This is a genomic window from Spiroplasma taiwanense CT-1 (assembly GCF_000439435.1).
GTDB classification, from domain to species: domain Bacteria; phylum Bacillota_I; class Bacilli_A; order Mycoplasmatales; family Mycoplasmataceae; genus Spiroplasma_A; species Spiroplasma_A taiwanense.
This window is the reverse complement of the sequence record NC_021846.1, coordinates 520,919-546,427: the sequence shown is the minus strand read 5'-3', so window position 1 is coordinate 546,427 and position 25,509 is coordinate 520,919. Positions and strand designations below refer to the sequence as shown.

Below are 25,509 nucleotides of genomic sequence, written 5' to 3'. Positions count from 1 at the left end.
CTTTTTTATTCAAAAAATGATATTAAATTTTTTTCATTTTTTAGTTTTTTTAACATATAATATGCGCTTTTATAATTAATATTTAGTTCTAATCTAAGCCTTTCAGCAGTAATTTTTGAATTATTTAGAAAAATAGCAATAGCTAAAAACCATGTTTTTAAAGGTAATTTTGAATTTTCAAAAATTAAATCCTTTCTTGGGTAAATAAAGTTATTACAACAACAAACAAAACAACTTCTACTTTCATAACATTTAAGATTACTTAAATTACATCCACATTTACAATACTTTAAATTTAATGTTTGTTTTTTTTGAATTGAAAATTCCATACATTTTCTTTCAGTATCAAAATTTTGTTCAATATATTTAATGTCAACCATATAAATTCTCCTTATTGTGTTTTATGGACAAAATATTAAAAAAAAGATTTAAAATCTATTTTAGATATGTATTATATAAATAATCTGAAACTATTTCATGAACTCTTTTTGTTGGGTGAACAAAATCAGTAAAGAAATAATTAATAATTGATTTATCTTTTGCTGCAGCATCAGTTCCAATATTGATATTAACTTTTAGATTATGTTCTTCATCTGAACCCAAATAGCCAAATAATTTAGAAACCAAATCATTCATTTCATCTCCACCAATTCCACTACCTTCTTGAATTTCAAATATTTTTTCTCCATCAACTTCAGCTATCATACTTATTCCAGTTTCCATATTTGAATATTGATCTAATACGTTTACTTCAGAAGGATTAACTGATGAATCAGTTTTAAATTGTTCTACTAAATTTGGAAATTCAGTGTATAAGTCATATAATTCAATTCCATCAGGATAATATCCTTTAATTTCGTCTAATATTTCTTTTGTTCTATCTTGAAATTCTTTTCCTTTATTAAGAATATTTTTTGCTTTTTGTACATAATATACATCATCTGGTTTTATTTCAGTATTTATATATTGACAATCTGTTGAACCCTCACAATATGTATCTCTATATACATCAAAATAAGTTGAAAATTTTGGTACAGTTTGCATTGGAGGTGCTGTCATAAATATTATTTTTTTAATTCCTTGATTTAACAAAGTAAATAAAGCTTGACGAATTCTAACCATTGCATCATCAATTAACTTTTGAGCAGCTTCTTCATTAGGTTTACCTTCTCTATATTTTGCCTCAATTGCAAAAATATCATTTCCCCCAATTTCAAATAATACAACATCATTTGAACCAATTTTGTGTTGCTCAATTAATGCTTTTGCTTGCTCATCAACTGTTACATCATCAACACTCATAAAAGCACTCATACCTATTGAATCTTCATCCATTTTAGCAGCAGTTGCTCCTCCAACTGAATAGTTATTTCCATAACCTTCTGTTTGATCATATGGATCCATAAATTGATTACTTGATTTTAAGTCATTAAAACCAAGTTTTTCTCCTAATAGAAAACCAGTTGTTGGACCATTTGAAAATGCACTATAATGTTTTCCATTTCTATCAAAACCATAATTTCCAGTCAAGTTTGCCTCAACTTTCATATTAAATAAATTTAATAATGACCCAAATTTACTTGGAATAAAATTTGTAATTCCATTAACATCGCTTAAACTATCTCCAATTATAAAGAAATTTGAATAACCTGAGCTTGTATTTTTTGTATCATCAATTGCTTTTGATCTATCTATATCTTTTCCAATATTTACGGCACTATTACTTAGAGTGAATCTTACTTTAACAGAAGATCTATAAGTTTGTGAACTTGATTTTGCACTTATTATTGCTGAAGTACTTGTTTTATCTAAAACTACTATTTCATCTTTAAAGCTTACATTTTCTATTTGATTTTTTTCAACTACAGCGTTAATAATAATTGAATCATCTCAATTTTCCAATTGATTTCCAAGTGCTACATTTTTTATTATAGAATTTAAATCGATTCTATAGTCTACTTTTTCAGCACAAGCAACAACTGTTGAAACAGGAATTGCAGTTACACTAATTGAGTAAAATAAAGTTAAAAGTTTTTTCATATTAAAATCCTTTCATACTTATATTTAAATAAATAATGTAAATATAAACTATTTGATAACAATTTTTCAAATTACAAATTTATTTGCTTCTTCTTTAATTGTAAATTCAAATTTATCTACCCCAATTAAATAAGTATAGTTATAATTATCAATAACATCAATTGTAATTTTACTTTCTGAAATTTCTTTAAATTTATTTTGAACATCTAACTTAATTTGAGCTTGTTGTTTTTCAAAAAAATCTGCAGCTGCTTTTAATTGTTCTGCAATTGCACCAATTCCATCCAAATCTGCAAATATTTTTGATAGATAATCTAATGCAGAATTTTCTTTAATTGTCTTATCAGAATTTAAACCTAATTTTTCCATTAATTTTGTAGGATCATTTAATCCAACATCGATTATACCTTTTAGATTTAAAACAAGACCTTTGGCATTATCAAAGTTTATAGATAATTTTTTATCCCCCATTGATTCAATAATTTCATCAAGCATTGTTGAAATTGCTTTATCACTATTTAAACCTAATAGACCTGAACTAAATATATTTGTAATTGGTAAAGTAAAGACACTTTTTAAATTAAAAGGTTTTCCTCCTGTTACAACATTCATTCCTAATAGTTCTAAAATTCCACTAAAATCTGCTTTTCCACTTCATAAGTTTTTGAATGAATCTTGTTCTTTTCCATCAGCATTAGTTGGAGCTAAAATTTCATTAAAATTAAATTTTATAATTTTTCCAAGTGTTGTAATAATTTCTTTATATTCAGGAAATAGTGATCCAACTGCAAATTCAATTAATCCCCAACTTGCATGCAAATCAGTAAATAATTTAACATTTTTTGACATAATTGAAATATCAGATGACATCATTGCTAATATATTTGTTAATATTGTTCCAATTTTTGCATTACTCAAGCCAAGTAATGTATCAATTACATCAAGATATTGTTTAAAATCTTCTGGAAGTGATGAAAGAATTGATTTAACATCAGCTATTCCATTTAAAGTTGCTTTAAATAATGAAGATAAACCATAATTTTGAGAATAATCTGTTTTAGAATTTGAAGCAATAAAGTTTTTTAATGATCCAACTAAATCTAATGCTGGTTCAACTATTGAACCAATTCCTTCAGATCCAAGTACAGCACCAAGTACATCAAATTTTGAAACAGTATCTGAAATTTGTAATTGTGAACTTATGTAATCCTCTTTTGGTTTTTCGACAAATAATAAAGCAATTAAATTTTTTAAACCATTTCCACTATCATTTGCCAACATTGTTTGCATATATTTTAAAAATTCTTTAATATCAAGTGAATTTGAATAATCACTAAATTTTTTATTTCTTAATGTTGTTAATTGATCAAAACTAATAGTTTTATTTTGTAAATCAGCATCTTTTAAACTTCCTGAGTTAACTTCATTAATGTATCCATTTAAATAAACCATTAAAACTCTTCCAAAGTTTACAACCTCAATTATTGCATCAAAACTTTCAACTAAATCAAAGTTTAAAGTTGTTATTTTTGTTAATAAAGAAGAAGAAATAACTTCTAATTCTTTCATAGCAGCACCAAAGTTATCCTTAGTTTTCTGTACTGTAGAATTTTCAAATTCCGATTTTGTATTTGTAATTTTTCCCAATCCATTAACTAAACCAATTATTGAAGAATTTAAAGCTTCTTGAACACTAAAATCTGCATATTTATCTTTATCAAATGCATTTGATAAAGATTCAATTTTTTCATCACTTAATATTGCTTTTGCAAATTTTAATAATGAAAACTCTGAAATGATTTCAGGATTAACTGAAATAAAAGTTTGTAATAAATAAGAAACCATTCCTAAAATATCTTTATTTGCAATAAATTGAGTTACCATTGGAAGTAAACTTGACAAAGTTGAAACAAGTGAACCTAATGGAGCTTCTTGAGGTGCTATTCCCGATTTTAATGAAAAAGTCTTTTTAGAATCTGTATTTTCAAAAACAAAATCATTTGAAAATAAATTACTATTAAAATTTTTATTATATAACTCATAAAAACGATTATTTTTAGTTAAATTTGAAGATTCATCAAGAGTAATTGAAGAATTCAATCACTTAATTTGTTGATTTTTAGCAACAATATTAAATAAATAATCAAATTGATATCCCCCATTTTGTGATGAATTTAATGATAGAGACTTTGCCACTTGTTCTAAAGTTAAACTAATTTCTTTTTGTTTTGCATTTAATTCACTAATTTTAATATTGTTTGCATTAACTGCATATGCCAAAACACTTGCAGATGAACCAACAGTTAAAGTAACTGAAGCTAATGAGATTATTAATTTTTTCATTATTTACTCACTTCCTTTTTAACAATATCTAAAAATATATCTTTTACCATTTTATGAACTCCAGCAGTTGGGTGAACAAAATCAGTAAAAAAGTAATTATCAATATTTTGCTCTTCATTTCCTTGTTCTTCTTCTCTTATAGCAGAAATTGTAATTTCAACTTTTGGTTTTTCTTCACTATTTCCAACAAGTTCACTTAAAATATTTTGAATAAATTCTGGTGTTAAACTTGAAAAATCTAAACCACCAGATAATTCAAGATCATTGCCATTTAATTTAATTGATATTTCATTTTTATTTGTAAATGCATTATGTCCATTATATTTTCCATCAGCAACAGTTGCTTCAAACCTAGTTTTTAAGTCTTTAAAATCTGAATATAAATCATAAGTCTGAAAATTATTTGGATAGTATGATTTAATTTCTTCAATTAAATCTAATAGTCTTTGTTGATATTCCAAGCCAATATCTTGTATATATTCTGCTTCTGCTTCTTTTCCTGCAATTGGATTTCCATCCTTATCAAAAACTGGAGATTTTCCAGAGCTATTATCTGTATATGTTGAAACATAATCCATTTTTGGTGGAGTCATAAATACAACATGTTCAATACCTTGATTTAACAAAGTAAATAATGCTTTTCTAAGTCTTTCTAAACCATCATTAATTAATAAAACTTGTTTTTTAGGATCTGTTTGTAAATCATTTAAAGCAAACAAATCATTTCCCCCAATTTCAAAAATAACTAAATCATTTGCACTTGACTTATGTTGTTCAATTAGAGTTCTTGCTTGAGTATCAATTGTAACATCATCAACACTCATCAATCCTCCCCCAACTTTAGCAGCAGTTGCTCCTCCAACTGAATAGTTATTTCCATAACCTTCTGTTTGATCATAAGGTTCTGTAAAAAATTGATTACTTGGTTTTAATTCACCAAATCCAAGTTCTTCTCCTAATAGATAAGCAGCGGGTTTTCCATTTGTAAATGCACTATGTCAAATTTCAGTTTTTTCATCTTTTCAACCATATTTTCCACCAAAATTAATATCTAAATCAATCATTTCGTTTAATAAGTTTGAAAGTTTTTTTTCTAAAAATGAAGTAACTCCATCAACATCACTTAAACTATCTCCAATTATAAAATAATTTGTATAACCAGATTCTGTTTGTTTTGAATCATCAATTGCTTTTGATTTATCAATATCTTTTCCATATAATAATGGATCATTTTCAGGTAAAACATTTCCCTGTTTTGGCATACAAGCAACAACTTGAGAACCAATTGAAACAGAAAATGATAAAACAGCTAAACTTGCTAACATTTTTTTCATTATTTATTTCTCCTATTTTTCTTTCTTATATTCTAAAATTGCTACAGTTCCAATAATAAGTCCAGGAATTACAATAATTAAAGCAATTATAAACATAATTGAACCTGCTTGCGCTAAATGCATACCTGCTAAAAAATTAGGTACAAATAAATCATCTACTGTTACTTCTAAATTATTTAAAGTATCTTTTGTTAGTGTTTTATCCATAAAAGGTTTAATTGGTAAATTTAAAATAAATTTTAATGATTCAATTTGTTGATTTAAAAATCAAACTTTGTTGTTTAAAATCATTGTTCCTGGAGAATAAGATACAGATAAACCTGTCATTCCTATTTCTGACTTTACTGTTTTATTGTAAATTTCTTGGTCAATAATTGTTTGATTATTTAAAGCCATTGTTGAAACAGAATCTGAAAATATTTCCTTCATTCCGTTTTTATGAAACATTCATTGAATTCCAGTATTTACAAATCCATATGAATGATAAAGTTTGGCAATTTCTTGGTCAAATTCAATAACATCTAAACCAACATCATATAAATCAATTTGTTCCTTATTTTTAATTTTTTCTCCTCATTTATTATTAAATCAGTTATTTGCAAAATCTTCATAAACTTTTCTATGTTGTGCCATATCTTCTGCATCGTTGTGATTTATTGTAGATACTGCATCTGCAATATATGAAGATCTTATTGCAGAGTCCATTACAGTTTCATAAAGAGAGTAATTTGGATCGACAACAAATTTATTTTTTGGCATAATTTTTGTAATTTGTTTTTCCACTGATGAAATAAATTGTAAAGACTGAATTCCCATTCCTGGAATAGTTAATATTAAAGAAAGTAATCAAAAAAATGATACTGAAGTTAATATTGAAATTCCCATTATTTTTTTTGATTTAGTTGAAAATTTTTTAAATAATGAGTTTAATGATATTTTTTTAAACATGATTTCTCCTATTTCTATATAAACTATTTATATTAAAATAATAACCAAACTTTTAAAATCTTATATAAATACTAAAATACTTTTATATTTTAAAAATATTTTAGTATTTATAATTTATACATTTATTTTTTAAAATACGAATACATAATACAAATTTTTTTAAGAAACTAAAAAATGAATGTAATTCTTTTGTAAAGTATTTTCTAAATCTTTAGTCTATTATTTCTAAAAACTTTAATAGCTCTCAATGGTTTAAAATTATTTCTTTCAATTACAAGTATTTTTATTATTTTCCCTTTTTAAATTATGACTGTATTTTTATAAATACATTTTTATTTTATAATTTATGAAAACCAAAATATTGATTTTTTACATTTTTTAAAAAAATTTTATAAATAATTCAAAAAATAAAATTAATTTTTAATTACAAAAAATAAAACATTTGTTTATATAAAAATAATTTTATGTTTAATAAAAAAATGAAGTTTATATCTTTTAAAAGATATAAACTTCATTTTATAATTCCTTTATTTATTTAAATATGTATTTAAAAATTGTTATTTTATTTAAATTTATAAATTAAAAACGTTTCAAATAAATTTTTAGTTTTTTTTGAAAAATTAAAAATTTCGTTTTTTTCAATTTTTTAGATTAAATTAATAAATTTTAATGTCTATTTTTTAATAAAAATTCAAATTTTTATAAATTTTTAAATATTTTTTAATCTATATTTACTTTTTCAATAATAACAGATTTTTTATTTTTTCAAATTCCAGATATTACAAAATTAACATTAATAAAGTTTTGATAAAAATTTATATATAACTTTTCATCACCAGAATAAGAGTAATTATCTATTATAACCCCTTTATCTGTAACACCAAAATAAGTATAAACTGTTCCATTCCCATTTTCAGGTTCATTTTCAAATGATCAATTAAATTGTTTTTGATATCCATTTTCTAACAATCTATCTTTATATTTTGTTAATTCTGAATGTCTTAATGACAAACTATTATTGAGTGCAGATATATATTGATTATTATTTACTTTAAAACCATTTCAAATATTTTTTAAAGAATTTGTATTATCTTTACTTGAACCTGTAAATTTAACAATTGGACCATTAATTCCTTCTTGTAAATAATCTTCTCTATCAACTAATCCAAAAGTATCTTGAAATGATTTTATTCCAGAAATTAAATTATAATACATTGCACCAAATAAATTTGAGTTAACCTCTGTTTCTCTATCATCTTTTGTTTTATTGTTTGTAACAGCCAATGATGTAAAAATTGATAAATCATTAATTGGATGTTTATAACTTTGTCCAATATTAATTGAAAGACCTGTTAATTTAACTTTTCCATAAGCAAATGAATTTGCTATTACATCTTTTTTTACTTTCTTGTAGTTTTTTTACCATTGTGTGTTTCCAAATCGGAAATAAATTTGTTTATTTTATCATTGTAAGATTTATAAAATGTTTTTCAATTATTCATTAAATAAGTATAAACATGTGAGTTAATAACTCTACCGTTTTGACTTCCAAAAAATAATGTTATATCAGTTTCAGTAATATTATTAAATATTGCATTATATAAAGATTTTTAATTAATTTCATTTAAATTTAATTCTTGGCTTTGATTTGCAAAAATTTTATCTTGCAATATAAACTCGTTGAATATAATATTTCCTTCAAATGATAAAGAAATATTTGTAAATTTATCAAAATAATTTTTTTCATAAATAAAATTATGTTATTTTTAAATTCATCGCTTTCATATACTGATTTAAAATTTAAATTATTTCCAAATATTTTCCTGAATCTTGGTTTAAACTAATTTTTAAATCAGATTTATCTAAAAAACTATATTTTTGTCCACTCAAGAAATAATCACTTTCAATAGTTTTTCCTAATGTTTGAATTGATTCTATTAATACTTTATTTGAAGTCAAAGTGAAAATAAATTTTTGATTTATATTAAAAGCTGTTGCTTGTCCATTTTTATCTAAGTATTTAAATTCAAATTTCAAATCGACTTTCACATACGAAAGAAATGAAGCATTTTCTGATAATTGATCAGTTTCTCCTGATACTTCATCACCTGTAAAATTTATTTCTAAAGTTGATCAATCTATACTAAATCCTGTAAATCAATTTAACTTACTAATTAAAATTGAATATTTTTCTTTATTAATTTTTGAAGTAAAATTTTGATTTAAATCCTCTATTTTAATAATTTTTTGAATATCAATTTTTAACAAATTTTGATTAGTTTCACTTAAATTAGTTACAACATTATTACTATTTCCTGTAACTAATTGAGTCATTTTTTGTTTTATTAATAACTGATAAATTTCTTGCTTCACATTAACTAGTGAAAAAAAACTTTTATTGATTTGATTTCAATATTCATTTTTAATTAAAGTAATGTCTTTCTTAAAATCAGAAATTAAAGCAGTCAAATCTTGGTCTGACTCTGTTGGGGGTTTTGTACCTGATTTCTCTTTGTTTCCACAAGCAACAACACTTACAGTAGTTGTTGTAATCAATGAAGCTGTTGCTAATAAGCTTAATAATTTTTTCATTCTTATTCTCCTTTTAATGAGTACACCCATAGGCAAATTAAACTATAAAGTTTTATTTAATATAATAAAAAAATTTTTTATGAATTAAATAAGAAAAATCATTAAAAATTTTTTAAATAATATTTACTATTATTTTATTTCTAAATATTATCTTCTAAAGCTTTATGAATCGATTCCATATTTATTGGTAATTTAACAAAATTTTTTAAAGGCAAATTATTTTTAATTAAATACAAAAATACATAATTTAATTGTTTATAATTACTAATTGCAATAGTAATTGAATTTTCAATAGAATCATACTTAAATGATTTAATTTTTTTACTATTTAAAAACTCTCTAAATTCTTCAATTTCATATTTTTCTGTTAAAAAAACTTTATATTTCATATAAATATTTAGTTTTTTTGTAGAACCATTAAATAACAATTTTACTTCCTCAATAATTAGGTAGTTGTCAATAATATCACTAATTTCATCAATACTTTGAGAAGTAAAAATTACAGTTTTCTTTCATTTTTATATTGAATTAATAAATTCTTAATTTTATTTCTTCAATATGAATCCAAGTTTGCATCAGGTTCATCAAGTATCAAAATTTCAGGTTCTTTTAGTAATCCTAATATTAAATTAACTCTATTTTTCATTCCTCATGAGAAATTTTTAATTTTTTTATCAATTGAACTAGTTAATTCAAAAAAGTTTATTCAATATTAAATTCTTTTTCTTGCTTCTTTTCTTCTGATACCCATTATTAATGACATATTTGCAAAGTATTTTTTTAAACTTATATTTTGAAGTGAAAAATCAATTTGCGTATAAAAACCAATATTGACATTTTGCTGATAACTCTTCATTTTTTTTATTGATTTCTGATTAATAAAAATTTTACCTTTATATTTTTTATAACATTCAACAATTGAATTAATTAATACTGATTTTCCACTTCCACTAACACCAAGTAAAGCTGTAATTTCTCCTTTTTTAATATTAAATGAAAACTCTCCAACTGTATTTTTCCTAAACTTTTTATTAAAATTTTTTACTTCAATTATATTTTCTATTTTATTTGCATCGTTTTTCATTCTAATTACCTTAATTTAAATCAATCTTTTGAAATTTAATTAAAATAAATATAAATGTTAAAATAGAAAAAATTAACAAAATAATTATATAAATAATAGGATTTAAATAATTATTATAAGAGTCAGGAGTAATTACATTTTGCTTATCAATTTTAAAAGTAAATTCAGGGTAACCCAAAAATAAATTTTTTTGTTCTTCAAAAGAAATTAATGACTCTGAATTTGGTAAAAATCAAAAATCATCATATGAAAATCCAGAACATAAAGTGTAATTAGATCAAATTCCATTAAAAAAATTTAAATAATAAATTAAATTTAATTTTTTTCTTGAAGAACTATACTTACTTCAATCGCCTTAGGTAAAAGAAACTGAATTATAAATTGCATTTAAGTAATTATTTGTATATTTTATAAAATATTGTTCTAAAATTCTTACTGCAATCATTAATTCAAAATTTAGGTCATTTCTAACTAAATTAGTTACACTATTATCTGTAAAAGTAAAATAATCACCATTATATGTACCATCTAATTTATAATTGTAAATTGATTTTAAGTATTCTTTTTTAAATAAAATAGAATTGGAATTTTTTTCTAAATTTATAATTTTGCTATCTGAGTTAACAAAAATAAACTTATCAAATAAATTTACTTTCTCTTTTTGAAAGTCAGAAAATTCAGATTTTATATAAATTGAAAAATTATATAAATCTTGCAAAATTAATTTCATATTTTCATCATATTCTTGAAAAATTTTTTGCTGTAATTCTTCTAAGGAAATAAAAGTTCTACCAAACTTAATTCAATATTTGTTAAATCACCCTTAATTCAATCAGATGTAATATTTGAATCATTCGATGGAACTGTTCTAATTTCCAAATTATTTTCATTAATAATTCTTGGACTTGAATTTATAATGCCTAATGGTTTTCAAACATTATCAATTCTTTTTGCATGAACTGAAATATCATCAGTGAAAAAATCATTGACTAAGTAATTATTGGCAACAAAATTATCATTAATTCATTTAGATAAATAATTATATTTTATATGTCCTTCATTAACATATTTTTGTAAATAAAATGAATCATATAATTTTCAAAGTTTTACTTGTATTTCACCATTATTTTTTTGCAAATTTATTGTCATATTTTTTTCATTGGTTTGTTGAAAACTCATTGGTAAGTTTGCAATAAAAGTTAATGATAAAAGCAAAGTACAAATAACTGTTGTTGTTTGCAACGAGAAAATGAAGATTAAAAATATTATAAAATTAACTAAAAATATACTACAAAAAATTCCATAAATTAGGAAAGTTGTAGTAATTTTTAAAAGCAAATAATTTACATTTAAACTATTTGCAAATAAATTTATTAAATTTATAACTGTAAATGTTATTGTAAAATTTGATACAAATATAATTAAAATCAAGATTCAAATGCTAATAAAAAGTTTAATTCTAGAAACTTGATTTGATAATGTTATAAAAATTATTTTATCTTCAATTTTGTTATGATAAAAGAATTGTACTATTCTTAAAATTAAAATAAATAATAAACAAGATACATAAAGTAAAATATAAAAATTAAAAGCTACTATCAATGCTGCTTGAGTTACAAAGAAAATTGACAAGATAGCAAAAACAAATGAACTCATTACTAATAAAAAATTTAATATTAAAAATACTAATTCATGAAAAATGCTTTTAATATTAAATAATAATAATGTTCTAAATGGTATTTATTTGTATAACAAAAAATTATTTTTCATATAAGTATGAGGTTTTCTTATTCTACAGTTGCTTTTTCAAATACAACTGAATATCTATCTGTTCAAATTCCTGATATTAAAAAATTAACATTAATAAAATTTTGATAAAAATTCATATCTAAACTTTCATCACATCAAATAATACCCATCTATTATAATTCCAGTATCTGTAATTTTAAACCTTGTTTTAGTATGTTGATTATCTTCTGGATAACTTTTACCTAAAAGATTTCAATTAAATTCTTTTTGATTTCCATTTTCTAATAATTTATCTTTATACTTTGCTAACTCTGGATTTCTTAGACCTAAACTATCGTTTAATTGATTTACATATGAACCATCGCCTACTTTTAAACCATTTCAAATATTTTCTAAAGGATCTGTATTATCTTTACTTGAACCTGTAAATTTAACAATTGGAAGTGCTATTCCTTCTTGCAAATTATCTTCTCTATCAACTATTCCAAAAGTGTCTTGAAATGATTTTATTCCATCAACTAAATTAAATACATTGCACCAAATAAATTTGATTTAACCTCTATTTCTCTATCAACTTTTGTTTCATTGTTTGTAACAGCCAATGATGTAAAAATTGATAAATCATTAATCGTGTGTTCATAACTTTGTCCAATATTAATTGAAATACCTGTTAATTTTACTTTTCCATATGCAAATGAATTTGCTATTACATCTTTTTGACTTTCTTCTAGTTTTTTTTGCTGTCTTTGTTTCTAAATCAGAAATAAATTTATTTATTTTATCATTATAAGATTTATAAAATAATTTTCAATTATCTTTTAAATAAGTATAAACATGTGTATTAATTGCTTTCTCATCTTGACTTCCAAAAAACAATGTTGTATCAGTTTCAGTGATATTATTAAAGATTGTATTGTACAATGCTTTAAAATTAATTTCATTTATATTTAAGCTTTTCAATTGATCTGCCTTTAAATTTTCCTTCAAATGATAAAGAAATATTTATAAATTTATCAAAATAATTGTTTTTCATAAATGAAATTATGTCATTTTTAAATCCATTACTTTCATATACTGATTTAAAATTTAAGTCATTTCCAAATATTTTTCCTGAACCCTGATTTAAACTAATTCCTAATTCACTTTTATCTATAAAACTGTATTTTTGTCCATCCAACAAGTAATCAGTTTTAATAGTTGTTTTCAATGCTTGAATTGATTCTATTAATACTTTATTTGAAGTTAAAGTAAAAATAAATTTTTGATTTATATTAAAAGTTGTTTCTTGTCCATTTTTATCTAAGTATTTAAATTCAAATTTTAAATCCACTTTCACATATGAAAGAAATGAATCACTTTTTGAAGATGGATTTGCTTGTTCTGGTATTTCATCACCTGTGAAATTTATTTCCAAAGTTGATCAATCTATACTAAATCCTGTAAATCAATTTAACTCATTAATTAAAATTGAATATTTTTCTTTATTAATTTTTGAAATAAATTTTTGTTTTAAATCTTCTACTTTAATAATTTTTTGAATATCAATTTTTAACAAATTTTGATCATTTTCATTTAAACTAGTTACAGCGTTATTACCATTTTCTGTAACTAATTGAGTTATTTTTTCCTTTGTTAATAATTGATAAATTTGTTGATTAACATCAACTAATGAAAAAAAACTTTTATTAATTTCATTTCAATATTCATCTTTAATTGCAGTAATATCTTTCTTAAAATCTGCAATTAAAGCAGTCAAATCCTGTTCAGGTTGAACTGGTGGTTTTGTATCTGAACCTTCTTTGTTTCCACAAGCAACAACACTAACAGTAGCTGTTGTAACCATCGATGTTGATGCTAGTAAACTTAGTAATTTTTTCATTCTTATTCTCTTTTTATTGGATAAACCAATGAAATGATTAAACAATAAAGGGCTATTAAAAGCAATAAAAAAATATTTATGAATTAAATAAGAAAATTATTTATAATTTTTAAAGTAAAATTAAAAAAATAATAAAATAATAAAAACATATTTATACAATATGTTTTTATTTATTAATCTATTGGTTTTTTAGATTTTCTATTTTTTTGAATTTTTGCAATATTATCTTTTTCCACCATTTCTTGAGTAATTAGGCGATTTCTTCTTCAAGGATCTGGCAAATAATGATATGTTGAAAATGTAACAAAGTCTAATAATAGCATTAATATTGTTGGTATTAATGAAATTAATAAAGCACAAGGAACTAAGTATCAATTAGTATTATTATAGCTATTTGAACTAATTAAATCTAAAACATCATTATTAAGTACAGGAATGAAAACTGCAATAAGATTTAACATAACTGCTGCAATACTTGCAATTCATAGTGGTTTATTAATAACTAATTTAATTTTTTTATCTGATTTTCAATTTGAAAGTTTAATAAAATTTGCATAAAAACATGGTGCACAAGTTATAACAATAAACATTGCAGTTCTTCCGTGATCTCCAAGTTCAATTTTATTATTAATATTAATATTTGCATCTCTAAATGCAGCAAACCAAGTGGTATGTGTGTTATTTGTCAAACTTAAAACTTCTTGCTCTGAAATAAATGACATACCAAAGTAAAATCCTGCAATTGATGTCATTGAAGTAAAAATAATAATTTTTGCAAATGTATAATTTAGTCCTTTAAATAATGAATTTTTACCTTTAATTGGTTTTATTTTCATCAAAGTATCATCATTTGAACCCATTCCAATTGAAAGAGCAACAATTGATTCTACAATTAAATTCATTCATAAAATATTTGTTGCTTCAAGTGGTGAAACTGTATTTATTGCAGAAAGAATAAAAATTGATAGTACATTTGCAAGGTTAACACCAATTACAAATGCAATAGCACGTTTAATTTTCTGATAAACGTTTCTTCCTTCATTAACTCCTCGAATGATTGTTTCAAAGTTATCATCTGTTAAAATTACATCAGAAGCCTGTTTTGCAACATCTGTACCTGTTATTCCCATAGCCACTCCAATATTGGCCTTGCTTAAACTTGGTGCATCATTAACTCCATCTCCAGTCATTGAAACAATATTTCCATTTTTTTGAAGTGCATCAACAATTCTAACCTTATGTTCTGGATTAACTCTTGCAAATACTTTAATTTGTTCAATTATTTTTAATAATTCATCATCAGACATTTTATTTAAAACTACTGAACTCATTACCTCTGATGTAGAATATGCTAAGTCTAAATCTTTTGCAATTGCAAGTGCAGTTGAAGCATGATCTCCTGTAATCATTACAACTTTAATTCCAGCATTATGTGCTTGTTTTACAGCATTAACTGCTGTTTCTCTAACTGGATCTATCATTCCAACAGCACCTAAAAATACTAGATCATGTTCTAAATGATCTTTATCTTTTTCATTATCATAATTATTATTAAAAGCAAAACCCAAAACTCTAAGTGCATTACTTGATAATTCCTCAGAAATTTGAAGAATTTGTTTAATATCTTCTTGAGTTATTTCTCTTTCCACATTATCAATCATTATTTTAGTACATTTTTTTAATAATTGATCAATTGCCCCTTTTGTAAAAGTTGTATTAATACCATTTATACTATTAACAGTTGTCATCATTTTTCTTTCACTATCAAAAGGAATTTCATCAATTCTTTTTCAAGTATCTCTTGCATCTTGTTCATCATAGCCAATTATTTCTGCATAATCTACAAGTGCAAGTTCTGTTGGATCTCCAATTCTTTCAGTTCCCTCAGTAACTGAGTCATTACATAAAACAAGTGATTTTAAGAATAAATCCATATGATTATCATTTGCTTCTTTTGCATATATTTTTGACTCAAGAATTTTATTGTCCATAATCATTCTTTTAACTGTCATTCTATTTTGGGTTAAAGTTCCAGTTTTATCTGTACAAATTATGTTTACACTTCCCAATGTTTCAACAGCTTGTAATTTTTTTATAATTACGTGTTGTTTTACCATTTTTTTTGTACTTATACTTAAAGTAATCGAAACAACTGCTGCTAAACACTCAGGAATTACTCCAATTGCTAATGTAATTGCAATCATTAAGTAATTTGATCATGCTGCTTGACTTCCACTTAGGAATAAAGTTGTAAATATTAAAACTGCCAATCCAAAACTTAAAGCAGAAATTCAATAAGTAAATGAATGTAATTTTTTTTCTAAAGGAGTTTCTTGTTCATCATTTTCATTAATTGATTCTGCAATTTTACCAATTTCAGTAAATTTACCAGTTTTTATTACAATTCCTATTGCTCTACCATTTGTTGTAAAAGTAGACATAAATGCAATGTTTTTCATTTCTGCTAAAATTGTTGTTGTTTCCATTAAAGGATCTGCAATTTTTTCAACAGGCAAAGATTCACCAGTTAAAAGTGATTCATCAATTGTTAAATCACTTGCTTGAACAATTCTCAATTCAGCAGGAACATATTTTCCTGCTTCTAACACAACTATATCTCCAGGAACTAGTTGTGATGCATCAATTTCTTGCTGAGAATCGTTTCTAATTACCACAGCTTTTGGTTTAGAAAGTGATTTTAAAGCATCCATTGATTTTCTTGCTTTAAGTGTTTGCACTGTTTCTAATATAGCGTCAATTAAAACAATTGAAAAAATTACAATTGCATCAATAAATTCTTCAATTGATACTTCAATTTTTGCCCCACTAGCTGCTTTGTCAATTATTGGAGCAATAATTGAAATTACTGCTGCTGCCATCAAAACCAATACAATTGGTTCAATTAATGTTTTTAAAAAAATAATATATCAAGGAGTTATTTTACCTTGAGGTAGTTTGTTTTTGCCAAATTTTTTAAGTTTTTCTTCAACTTGTTCTGAAGTTAACCCTTTATCTATATTTGTTTCAAATAATTCTTCTAGTTTTTGTATATTGCTCGACAGATGTTCGTCCATTATAAAGTTCCACTAATCCTTTTCTTGTAGTTGATTATAACAATTTTTTTTAGAAATTATAAATAATAAAAAAATATTTATTTTTTGCTAACTCATTTGAAAGTCACTAATGTTAAGCAAATAAAAATTATTATAATAGCAATTGAAGCTAAAATTGGCTGATAAGTTTGTGTAAAATCATATCCCACTGATTGACCGTGATTATTAAATGGTGCATTTCAACCATTTTCAGGTTGAGTTATTTTTCTTTGTGAAATATAAAAAAATAAAAATACAGAGTATTTAAAAGGAATAAAATAAGTAATAATCTTCATTATTTCACTACTTATTGCTAAATTTGGGGGAATTACCAAACCACTAAAAAATAAAGAGAAAAATAATACTAATAAGTTAATACCATTTACAGTCCCTTCTTGATTTAAAATACCTCCCATAAAAGTTGCTATTGTAATTGATGTAAAACCAACTAAAATAAATGCTAATAACATATAAAATCAATTAACTTTAGAAAGAATTTGAAAAATAGAATATTGTATTTCTGGTATTTCATTTGCTCCTTGAAAATTAGCAGCTGGTTTAACAGCTGAACCAATTATTATCATAACTATTAACATTATAAAAAAACTTAATATAACAATTAAGCTATAAAAAAGTCACAAAGCAAGTAAAAAGTTAATTTTCTTTACACCTGTGTTATCAATTCTTTTTAAAAAAATTGAATTCTTTCATTCTACAATTGAAGTTGATAAAGATAGCATTACTGTTATTGAAGGCAAAAGTGTATAGACTAATAAAGAATAATGACCCCCAAATTTATTTCCCATAATAAAGAAAAACATAATTGCCAATGCAATTGGAACTACAATTGTAAAAATAATATTTTTAGGACTTCTAATAAAAGCTTTTGAAATTATTAATAATAAATTTCAAAATAAAAGTTTTCCTGATTTAAAATTATTTTTTTCTTCAATTGTTACTAAATTAAGAAGTTTCTTATTTTTTTTAGTTTCCATATTATATTTCTCCTGCAAAATGCTTATTCATTAAGTTTCTAACACTACCAAATTGTTTTTTTACTTCTAAAATAGAATTATCAAATATAATTTTTCCATCAAACAAAATTGCAACTCTTTGACATAATAATTCAACTTCTTCTGGAGAATGTGAAACTATTAATAGAGTTTTATTTTTTTCATCACAATATTTTTTAATAAAATTCATTAATTTTATTTGTAATTTTAAATCTAATCCTGTTGTAAATTCATCCAAAATAACAATTTCAGGTTGATTCATTAGTGAAATCATTGAATTAAATCTCTGTTTTTGACCACCACTTAATTTATTTAGAGGTCTATTTATAAATTCATCAATTTCAAATACATCTAATAATTGTTTTTCTCACTCTTCATTAAATTTTGGAAAAATAGATCTATATAAAATTATCATGTCTTTTGAAGTAATACCCCTTGGTCATTCTCCATTTTGAAATTGAATTCCTATTTCTTTTTTAATATCTTTTTCAATGGCAATATCAATTTCGCCCCCACTTGGCTTTTCCACTTGTGATATTAAATCAATTAAAGTTGATTTTCCTTGACCATTTCCTCCAAGAAGAGCTAAACGTTCACCAAAATTTATATTAAGATTAACTCCTTTTAAAACTTCTTTTTTGCCAAAATATTTAAAAACATTTTTTAATTGCAAAATTGATTTCATTCCTATGTTCTCCTTTAATATTACTAAATAAAAAAATTTAATATAATTATAATATAAAGACAAAATCAATAAAAATATTTTTAAATAAAAAAAGAAAATAAATAATTACTCAATATTTTTAATAATTTTTGCAGGAATTCCCCCAGCTATGGAATTCTTTGGAATATCTTTTGTAACAACACTTCCAGCAGCTATTATTGAATTTTTTCCAATTGTAACTCCTGGACACACTGTAACATTTGCACCTAATCAAACATTTTCCTCAAAAACTATTTTTTTTAGAAATTGTAGATCTTCTTTCTTTTGGATCTATTGGATGATTTGTTGTCATAAGATTACAATTTGGGCCAATTAAAGTATTATCTCCTATTTCAATTCCTCCTCTGTCTAAAAATGAACATCCAAAATTTATAAAGCTATTTTTACCTAAAATTAAATTTTTACCATAGTCAATATAAATTGGGGCTAAAAATCAAAAACCTTCAGGAATTGGTTTATTAGTAATTTTTGATAACATTTTTAATTGCTTTGCTGTAATATTTGCTTTATTATTCAAAATTGTAATTTGTTTTTGTGTTTTTATAATTTCTTTTGTTATTTTATAACTTTCTGGATCAAAAAAACGAAATTAATTCACCATTCTTATCTCTTTCAAATATATCTCTCATAAATTATTCTCCCTATCCATAAAAATTTTAATACAAATCTTGATTTTTTTTAAAATTTTCTAATCCCCAATTAGAAAGTGAATCCAAAACTGGTTTTAAGGATTTACCAAGTTTACTTAAAGAATATACAACTTTAAGTGGAAATGAATCAAATGAATTTCTAATAATTATTTTATTTTTTCTAAATGTTTTAAGGTTTGTATTAAAACTTTTTTAGATATTCCTGACAAATTTCTTTTTAACTCATTAAATCTTTTTTCTGAAACTAATAATTCACGAATAATAAAAATTGTTCATTTATTTTTTAGAATAGATAAACTAAATTCAACTGGACATTCATTCATATTTTGACTCCCTTATACTATTAGGTTACTTTTAAGTACCTACTTACAAAACAATTTGTTTATAGATATTATATCAATGAATGGAGGTGAAAAAAATGGCACTTGACTTAAATAATCTTGTTGAAATAAATAATGGAGATTTTAATGAAATAAGCCAACAATTAAATAATGGAAAAACTGTTTTAGCTGCTTTAGAAAAAGGTCCTTTACTAGAAGAAGCTCTAAAAACAGGAAAAATGAATGATGGCTTTGCAAATATTAAATTTAAAGAAGAAAAAGATAATTGTGGAGTTTGTGGTTGTGGAAAACCAGCAAATACTTTAGTTTATCTTTATAGATAAAAATTTAGAAAAAATAGTATTTGAATTTAAAATATATAAATTAAAAAACCCAGTTTAAACTGGTTTTTTAATACTTGGTAAATATTCAAAATTCTTGGTTCACTAAATTTAGGATTATTTTGTTCTTCTTGCCTTATAATTTTTGTACTAACAGTATTTGCTAAATGGTTTGATGCATTATTTTCTATATCAACTTTTATTAAAATTTCTTTTATATTTGTTAAAGAAAAACAAGAGTCAATAAGACCTTTTAAAGCTTCTTTTCCATAACCTTTTTGTTGATATTTAGAATTAATTACATAACCAATATCATAAATCATATTTTCTTTTAATCTTATATCAATTGCTCCAATTACTTTATTTTCTTCTTTTAAAACAATTGCATATTTTCCATAATGTGGCTTTAAAAAGTAATTTTCTATTGAATTAATAGAATCTTCCAAAGTTTTATGTTGTTCAACACTTATTCATTTAATATTTTCTAGATTTGAACAATATTCATAAATATCGTTTGCATCTTCAAATTTAAAAGTTCTTAAAATAATTCTATCAAGTTCAATTAAAGGTAACATTTTTTTAAGTTCTTCCATTTTTTTAAGTTCTTCCTTTTTTTAAAATATATTTTTTAAAAATTAAAATTATCTGGATCTGGACCATCTCTTTGCTCTGTAATTGTTGCTAAAATTTTCATATCTTCTGCAGTTAATTCAAAATCTTCTATATCAATATTTTCAATAACTCTTTTTGGCTTTGAAGATTTTGGTATTATTACATAATCATTTTGAAATCCTCATCTTAAACAAATTTGAGCTTCAGTTTTATTGTATTTACTTGCTAATTGTTGAATTTGTTCAATTTCAAAACATTTACCTCTTATCATTGTTCCTCAAGATTCAACAATAATATCATTATCTCTACATATTTTTACAACTTCCAAATTTTGAAGAGCTGGATGTAATTCAAATTGATTTATTACAGGTTTTATTCGACAATTTTTCAAAAGTTCTTCAATATGATGAGGTTGAAAATTACTTATTCCAATTGATTTGACTTTTCCTTGATCAACTGCTTCTTCAAGCGCTTTTCAACATCCTAATCTATTTTCTGTGGGCCAGTGAATTAGTAATAAATCTATATATTCTAGTTCTAATTCAGCCAAAATTTCATCAACTGCAATTTTTGCTAAATTATATTCATGATGACTATTTCAAATTTTAGAAGTAATAAAAAGTTTTTTTCTATCAATTTTGCTTTCTTTTATTGCTTGTGCAATAATCTTGTGATTATGATATATAGAAGCAGTATCTATATGTCTATAACCATTCTCAATTGCTGCTTTAACTGATTGAAGTGTTTCATTTTCATCTTCCAATTTATATGTTCCTAAACCTATTTGTGGTATTTCTAATCCATTATTAAATTTTAAAGTTTTTTGTAATATTTTCTTCATTTTTTTCACTCCTTTTTAATTATACTTATTTAATAAATATAAAAAAAATATTTTTTACATTAAATATTTTTTAAATGAAATTATTGATAATTTCATTTAATTTTTTACCTACTCCACAATTATAAACTGTATCTATTACTTCACTTGCAAGCTCTTTAATTCCTTCAATTGCATTTCCAACTGCAAACGAATTGGGAAAATCTTCAAACATCGCATAATCATTATGCTCATCTCCAAAAATAAAAATGTCATTTTTTGTTATATTTAAGTAATTTGCAAGAGCATTTAATCCTCAACTTTTACTTGAATTTTTTTTATATACTTCAATTCTTCTTCCAATTTCTCCATTATGATATTTAAATTCTAATAATTCTAACTCTAGTTCTTTTCCAAGAATTCTTGCTCTCTGTAATTTTTCTTCTGAATTACATTCTAAAACTATACTTACAAAAGTTGAATCAGTTTTAACACATTCTTGACTTAACTCTTCTATAGAATTATATTCATGAAAAACTCTATCAACTGGTAATTTATGAAAATTAAATAAATTTTCGTTTGAAAAAAACTCAGAATGTCATCCAATTCCTTTTACAAAATGTGTTGTAAAATCATTTGCTATACTAAAATCAATCTTTTCTTGAATAAAAAGTTTCATTAAATTTAATATTTCTTTTTCTGTAAAGTGATTTTTAGCAATATATTCAAAAGTTTCTGGATTAATCACACTAACACCATTTGAGCAAATTACAGGTAATTTAACATTTAATTCCTTTGCTGCAAAATCTGTTAAAAAATAGCTTCGTCCTGTTACAATCGTTAATTTATTATTTGTTTTTTGTTGAAATTTTAATAATAATTCCTTATTACCATCACTAATTCTATCTCTTTCAAAAATAATGGTACCATCTAAATCGGTTGCTGCAATTTTGTTTATTTCCATAGTTTTTCTACCTTTCCTAGACAACTATCTTGATTTTATATTAAAAAACAACCTAAATAGGTTGAATTTTAAAAAGTTCATAAAAAATATTTAAAACTTCATCAAGATTTAATTTATCTGTTGAAGAAATTGATAGAAACTTATCATTATTATCTAAATTTAAAGTTTGCTTAATTAACTTTTCATTTTTCAAAATATCATTTTTTTTACACTTATCTTTTTTGGTAGCAACTATAAAAACTTTAATATTATGATGTTTAAAAAAATGATACATTTCAATATCATCATTTGTAGGTTTATGCCTTAAATCTACAAGTTGACAAACAAATTTTAAATTTTCTCTTGTTGTTAAATATTCATCCATCATTTCTGCAAAAGCAATTTTTTGTTCTTGACTAACCCTTGCAAAACCATAACCTGGCGCATCTACAATACGAAACTGACTATTATTTATATCAAAAAAATTTAATAGTCTTGTTTTTCCAGGGGTTGAAGATGTTTTTGCCAATTTATTTTGATTTGTTAATGCATTAATAAAAGTTGATTTACCAACATTACTTCTTCCAATAAAACAAACTTCATTAATTTGATCATTTATTCAACCACTTTTATTTGCAGCTGAAGTAATAAATTTTGCTTGTTTTATCATAAATTTTTCTCCATTTTATATAATTACTTTTGAATTTTTTTAAATGGTTTCAATAAATCATCAAATTCTTGTGTAATTTTTTCTTCTGATTTTGAAGAATTCTTATTTAATAAAACAACATCATAATAATACAAATTTAATTTATCAACATATTCTTGTTGATTCATAATTTTTATTTCTGTTATTTTATTTTCATAATTATCTCTTTTATACTTATCTTTCAAAGACTCTAACAACGCTTCTTCCATTTCTAAATAACTGAAAAAATCTTCTTTTTTTATTTTATTTAAATAACGTTTTGAAAAAATTTTCTTTTCTTCCCTATTTAGGAATTTTTCAATCATATGTATAACTCCTTTGTATAATATTATTATATTAGAAAAAAAATAAAATTTTTAAATTGTTTTAGTTTTGAAGGGTTAAGATTTATTAATTAAATATTTAATTTAATTAACCAACATGTAATTCAACTTCAAAATTAAAACTATCACTTGATCAACCAAATTCTGTTTTTGTAGTTGATAATAGTTCTGCTTTCTTATAAGTAATAATGTAGTGAATATGTGCATGACCTGCCTTTTGATTTAAATTTGAAAATTTTAATTCGTCATGTGAATCATCATTTTCTTTTTCTGCATTTAAAAATAAAATTTCAAATGATTTTGATGGTAATGTACTCTCATCCATAATTACATTTTCAATTCCCTTTGAAGTAGATTTAATTGCTTCAATAGCTTCTTCTTCTTTAGCAATAGCTATTTTATTTAAAGCTTTTTGTAAATTATTAATAGTATTTTCAATTGAGTTTTCAGTTTTGCAAGAAATAACTGTTGTGCTTGTAGTTGTAACCATTCCAAAAACTGACAAAAATGTTAATATTTTTTTCATTATTCTTACCTTATTTCTATTTCTAATATTTCTATTAGATATAAAAATTATAAATTAGATAAATCTTTTTAATTTATAATTTTTATAAATTAAAAAGATTTATTAAAATTATAATATTTTACTTATAAATTCAATCTTTTAATTTCCAATTATATTTAAGTTTTAAAAATTCTTGTTCATTTTTATCATTTAAAAATCTAATAAAAATTGATTTTCTTTTTAAATCATTAGATATTTCTTTTATTTTTGAAATATCAATTATTTCATCAATTAACACAATTTTATTTTCAAATTTTAATAAAAAAATTGATCTTTGATATAAGTTTAGTTTAATTATTAAGCTAAAAATAAAAATACAATCTAAAAAATAAAAACAGGTAAAAATTATATAAATATAGCCAATTGTTCTAAAAAAAGTCAAACTCAAAATAAAAAGAATTACTGAAATTAATAGTAAAATTGGAAGCAACAATAAGAATGAAATTAAAAAAAAATTTAAAACTCTTATATTTAAGTAAAAATCTTCAGTTTTTATTTTTCTTATTTTTTTTAGTTTTATGAAAAAATCCAAAAAGAAATAAATAGAAACCATATTCATTAAAATAATTAAAATAAAACCAATTATTATATTAACTAAATTAGCACTCATATTTTCTCTCCTGTTTCAATGATTTAAGTGTTAAAAATAAATTAAAGCTATTATCATTTTCTATTACAATTTTATTCTCTTGAAAAAATAAAGTTAGTCCATTAATTCAATTTTTATTCAAATAAATTGGTGAATTATAATAAGAGTTAATTTTACTTATTGGAAATTGTAAGTATTCTTCAAAAGTTTCAAATAATATTCTTTTATTTGTTACATAAATATTTAATTTACTTTTAAAATTTTTAAATTTTCTTTTTATATTTTTTGACTTAATTTTAATTTGAAAGGCGTTAATATTTCTTTGATAGAAAAAACATTTTTCATTCTTTGAAAGTTCGAATTCAATTTTTACCTCTTTTAATTGAAAATTTTTTTCTAAATTTTCTAGTTTTGCTATTATTTCTCCATTAAATTTTTTCAATTTCTTATATTTTTCTTTAAAAATTAATGCAAGAATTCCTGCAATTAAAAGACTAATAATTCATATACTAATAATTATAATTATTAACAATGTCTTATTATCCATTTTTTTGTCTCCATTCAAATCTATTATAACAAGTAAAAAAATCACATAAGTGATTTTAAAAAATATTTTATTTGGAAAATCTATCTTTAAAATTTTGCAAAAATTGTTTTCTTTCTTCTTCTGTTGATTTAGAAATATTTTTATAATGAACAATTTCAGTATTATATAAACCAATTTTATATAGAAAAAGTTTAATAGCCTTATTAAAAGTTTCTTTTGAAACTTCAGGTGAAAGACTCCAATTATCTCCTAAAGATGTTTGAATCATTAATGTCTCTTCAATATCAATTGATGA

29 protein-coding genes and 1 pseudogene are annotated in these 25,509 nt (G+C 22.9%); 1 reads left to right on the top strand and 29 read right to left on the bottom strand.

Annotation, left to right across the window (positions count from 1 at the left end; translation table 4 throughout):
- Positions 1 to 5: 5 nt before the first annotated feature.
- The 20 genes and pseudogenes from STAIW_RS02755 to STAIW_RS06820 form a co-directional block, all read right to left on the bottom strand.
- Positions 6 to 380, bottom strand: coding sequence for a hypothetical protein (locus STAIW_RS02755; RefSeq protein ID WP_020834325.1), 375 nt, complete (start codon positions 378 to 380; stop codon positions 6 to 8).
- Between the two features lie 55 nt (positions 381 to 435).
- Positions 436 to 2,040 (bottom strand): SGNH/GDSL hydrolase family protein, encoded by a 1,605-nt coding sequence (locus STAIW_RS02750; RefSeq protein WP_020834324.1) that lies wholly within the window; start codon positions 2,038 to 2,040, stop codon positions 436 to 438.
- A gap of 48 nt (positions 2,041 to 2,088) precedes the next feature.
- Positions 2,089 to 4,383 carry an MOLPALP family lipoprotein gene (locus STAIW_RS02745; protein WP_020834323.1) on the bottom strand — a complete coding sequence of 765 codons (2,295 nt, stop codon included), beginning with the start codon at positions 4,381 to 4,383 and terminating at the stop codon, positions 2,089 to 2,091.
- Positions 4,383 to 5,717 carry an SGNH/GDSL hydrolase family protein gene (locus STAIW_RS02740; RefSeq protein ID WP_020834322.1) on the bottom strand — a complete coding sequence of 445 codons (1,335 nt, stop codon included), beginning with the start codon at positions 5,715 to 5,717 and terminating at the stop codon, positions 4,383 to 4,385. Before STAIW_RS02740 ends, STAIW_RS02745 begins: the two co-directional genes overlap by 1 nt.
- Positions 5,718 to 5,729: 12 nt before the next feature.
- On the bottom strand, positions 5,730 to 6,665 hold the full coding sequence (locus STAIW_RS02735; RefSeq protein ID WP_020834321.1) for a hypothetical protein: 936 nt from the start codon (positions 6,663 to 6,665) through the stop codon (positions 5,730 to 5,732).
- A 720-nt stretch (positions 6,666 to 7,385) separates the two neighbouring features.
- On the bottom strand, positions 7,386 to 7,949 hold the full coding sequence (locus STAIW_RS02730; RefSeq protein WP_020834320.1) for a hypothetical protein: 564 nt from the start codon (positions 7,947 to 7,949) through the stop codon (positions 7,386 to 7,388).
- A 516-nt stretch (positions 7,950 to 8,465) separates the two neighbouring features.
- Positions 8,466 to 9,257, bottom strand: a complete 792-nt coding sequence (locus STAIW_RS02725; protein ID WP_020834319.1) for a lipoprotein — start codon at positions 9,255 to 9,257, stop codon at positions 8,466 to 8,468.
- A 140-nt stretch (positions 9,258 to 9,397) separates the two neighbouring features.
- Positions 9,398 to 9,646 carry a hypothetical protein gene (locus STAIW_RS02720; RefSeq protein ID WP_148285972.1) on the bottom strand — a complete coding sequence of 83 codons (249 nt, stop codon included), beginning with the start codon at positions 9,644 to 9,646 and terminating at the stop codon, positions 9,398 to 9,400.
- A gap of 110 nt (positions 9,647 to 9,756) precedes the next feature.
- Entirely contained in the window at positions 9,757 to 9,903 is a 147-nt protein-coding gene (locus STAIW_RS06370; protein WP_201764818.1) for a hypothetical protein, read from the bottom strand.
- Positions 9,904 to 9,969: 66 nt separating this feature from the next.
- Positions 9,970 to 10,341 carry an ATP-binding cassette domain-containing protein gene (locus STAIW_RS06365; protein ID WP_063623135.1) on the bottom strand — a complete coding sequence of 124 codons (372 nt, stop codon included), beginning with the start codon at positions 10,339 to 10,341 and terminating at the stop codon, positions 9,970 to 9,972.
- Between the two features lie 355 nt (positions 10,342 to 10,696).
- Complete coding sequence (locus STAIW_RS05970) at positions 10,697 to 11,071, bottom strand: hypothetical protein (RefSeq protein WP_020834318.1); 375 nt, start codon at positions 11,069 to 11,071, stop codon at positions 10,697 to 10,699.
- A 41-nt stretch (positions 11,072 to 11,112) separates the two neighbouring features.
- The gene (locus STAIW_RS05965) at positions 11,113 to 11,997 is read right to left on the bottom strand and encodes a hypothetical protein (RefSeq protein WP_020834317.1); all 885 of its coding nucleotides are present in this window, start codon (positions 11,995 to 11,997) and stop codon (positions 11,113 to 11,115) included.
- A gap of 204 nt (positions 11,998 to 12,201) precedes the next feature.
- Entirely contained in the window at positions 12,202 to 12,552 is a 351-nt protein-coding gene (locus STAIW_RS02705) for a hypothetical protein (RefSeq protein WP_020834315.1), read from the bottom strand.
- A 192-nt stretch (positions 12,553 to 12,744) separates the two neighbouring features.
- Complete coding sequence (locus tag STAIW_RS02700) at positions 12,745 to 13,050, bottom strand: hypothetical protein (protein WP_041618843.1); 306 nt, start codon at positions 13,048 to 13,050, stop codon at positions 12,745 to 12,747.
- Entirely contained in the window at positions 13,022 to 13,969 is a 948-nt protein-coding gene (locus STAIW_RS02695; protein WP_020834314.1) for a lipoprotein, read from the bottom strand. Before STAIW_RS02695 ends, STAIW_RS02700 begins: the two co-directional genes overlap by 29 nt.
- Positions 13,970 to 14,142: 173 nt before the next feature.
- Positions 14,143 to 17,043, bottom strand: a complete 2,901-nt coding sequence (locus STAIW_RS02690; protein ID WP_020834313.1) for a cation-translocating P-type ATPase — start codon at positions 17,041 to 17,043, stop codon at positions 14,143 to 14,145.
- A gap of 77 nt (positions 17,044 to 17,120) precedes the next feature.
- On the bottom strand, positions 17,121 to 18,056 hold the full coding sequence (locus STAIW_RS02685; protein WP_020834312.1) for an ABC transporter permease: 936 nt from the start codon (positions 18,054 to 18,056) through the stop codon (positions 17,121 to 17,123).
- Between the two features lies 1 nt (position 18,057).
- On the bottom strand, positions 18,058 to 18,759 hold the full coding sequence (locus tag STAIW_RS02680) for an ABC transporter ATP-binding protein (protein ID WP_020834311.1): 702 nt from the start codon (positions 18,757 to 18,759) through the stop codon (positions 18,058 to 18,060).
- Positions 18,760 to 18,864: 105 nt separating this feature from the next.
- Positions 18,865 to 18,990: an LbetaH domain-containing protein gene (locus STAIW_RS06505; RefSeq protein WP_321163248.1), complete on the bottom strand. Its 126-nt coding sequence runs from the start codon at positions 18,988 to 18,990 to the stop codon at positions 18,865 to 18,867.
- Positions 18,991 to 19,454: 464 nt separating this feature from the next.
- Positions 19,455 to 19,771, bottom strand: a pseudogene (locus STAIW_RS06820) (winged helix-turn-helix transcriptional regulator).
- Positions 19,772 to 19,866: 95 nt separating this feature from the next.
- On the opposite strand from STAIW_RS06820, the gene STAIW_RS02665 reads away from it, so the two are divergent.
- Complete coding sequence (locus STAIW_RS02665; RefSeq protein ID WP_020834308.1) at positions 19,867 to 20,112, top strand: hypothetical protein; 246 nt, start codon at positions 19,867 to 19,869, stop codon at positions 20,110 to 20,112.
- Positions 20,113 to 20,138: 26 nt separating this feature from the next.
- Here STAIW_RS02665 and STAIW_RS05655 read toward each other — a convergent pair whose 3' ends face one another.
- From STAIW_RS05655 to STAIW_RS02620, 9 genes are all read right to left on the bottom strand, one after another.
- Positions 20,139 to 20,702 (bottom strand): GNAT family N-acetyltransferase, encoded by a 564-nt coding sequence (locus STAIW_RS05655; protein ID WP_020834307.1) that lies wholly within the window; start codon positions 20,700 to 20,702, stop codon positions 20,139 to 20,141.
- A gap of 35 nt (positions 20,703 to 20,737) precedes the next feature.
- Positions 20,738 to 21,562 (bottom strand): aldo/keto reductase, encoded by an 825-nt coding sequence (locus STAIW_RS02655; protein ID WP_020834306.1) that lies wholly within the window; start codon positions 21,560 to 21,562, stop codon positions 20,738 to 20,740.
- 70 nt (positions 21,563 to 21,632) lie between these two features.
- Entirely contained in the window at positions 21,633 to 22,502 is an 870-nt protein-coding gene (locus STAIW_RS02650; protein ID WP_020834305.1) for an HAD-IIB family hydrolase, read from the bottom strand.
- A gap of 52 nt (positions 22,503 to 22,554) precedes the next feature.
- Positions 22,555 to 23,151: a ribosome biogenesis GTP-binding protein YihA/YsxC gene (yihA, locus tag STAIW_RS02645; protein WP_020834304.1), complete on the bottom strand. Its 597-nt coding sequence runs from the start codon at positions 23,149 to 23,151 to the stop codon at positions 22,555 to 22,557.
- Positions 23,152 to 23,174: 23 nt separating this feature from the next.
- Complete coding sequence (locus tag STAIW_RS02640) at positions 23,175 to 23,495, bottom strand: hypothetical protein (RefSeq protein ID WP_020834303.1); 321 nt, start codon at positions 23,493 to 23,495, stop codon at positions 23,175 to 23,177.
- Positions 23,496 to 23,601: 106 nt separating this feature from the next.
- Positions 23,602 to 24,039 (bottom strand): lipoprotein, encoded by a 438-nt coding sequence (locus STAIW_RS02635; protein WP_020834302.1) that lies wholly within the window; start codon positions 24,037 to 24,039, stop codon positions 23,602 to 23,604.
- Between the two features lie 118 nt (positions 24,040 to 24,157).
- Positions 24,158 to 24,688 (bottom strand): hypothetical protein, encoded by a 531-nt coding sequence (locus STAIW_RS02630; protein ID WP_020834301.1) that lies wholly within the window; start codon positions 24,686 to 24,688, stop codon positions 24,158 to 24,160.
- A complete protein-coding gene (locus STAIW_RS02625; protein WP_020834300.1) occupies positions 24,678 to 25,214 on the bottom strand; it encodes a hypothetical protein in 537 nt (178 codons plus the stop codon). The genes STAIW_RS02630 and STAIW_RS02625 overlap by 11 nt, the downstream gene beginning before the upstream one ends.
- Before the next feature lie 67 nt (positions 25,215 to 25,281).
- Positions 25,282 to 25,482 (bottom strand): hypothetical protein, encoded by a 201-nt coding sequence (locus STAIW_RS02620; RefSeq protein WP_041618842.1) that lies wholly within the window; start codon positions 25,480 to 25,482, stop codon positions 25,282 to 25,284.
- Positions 25,483 to 25,509 lie beyond the last annotated feature (27 nt).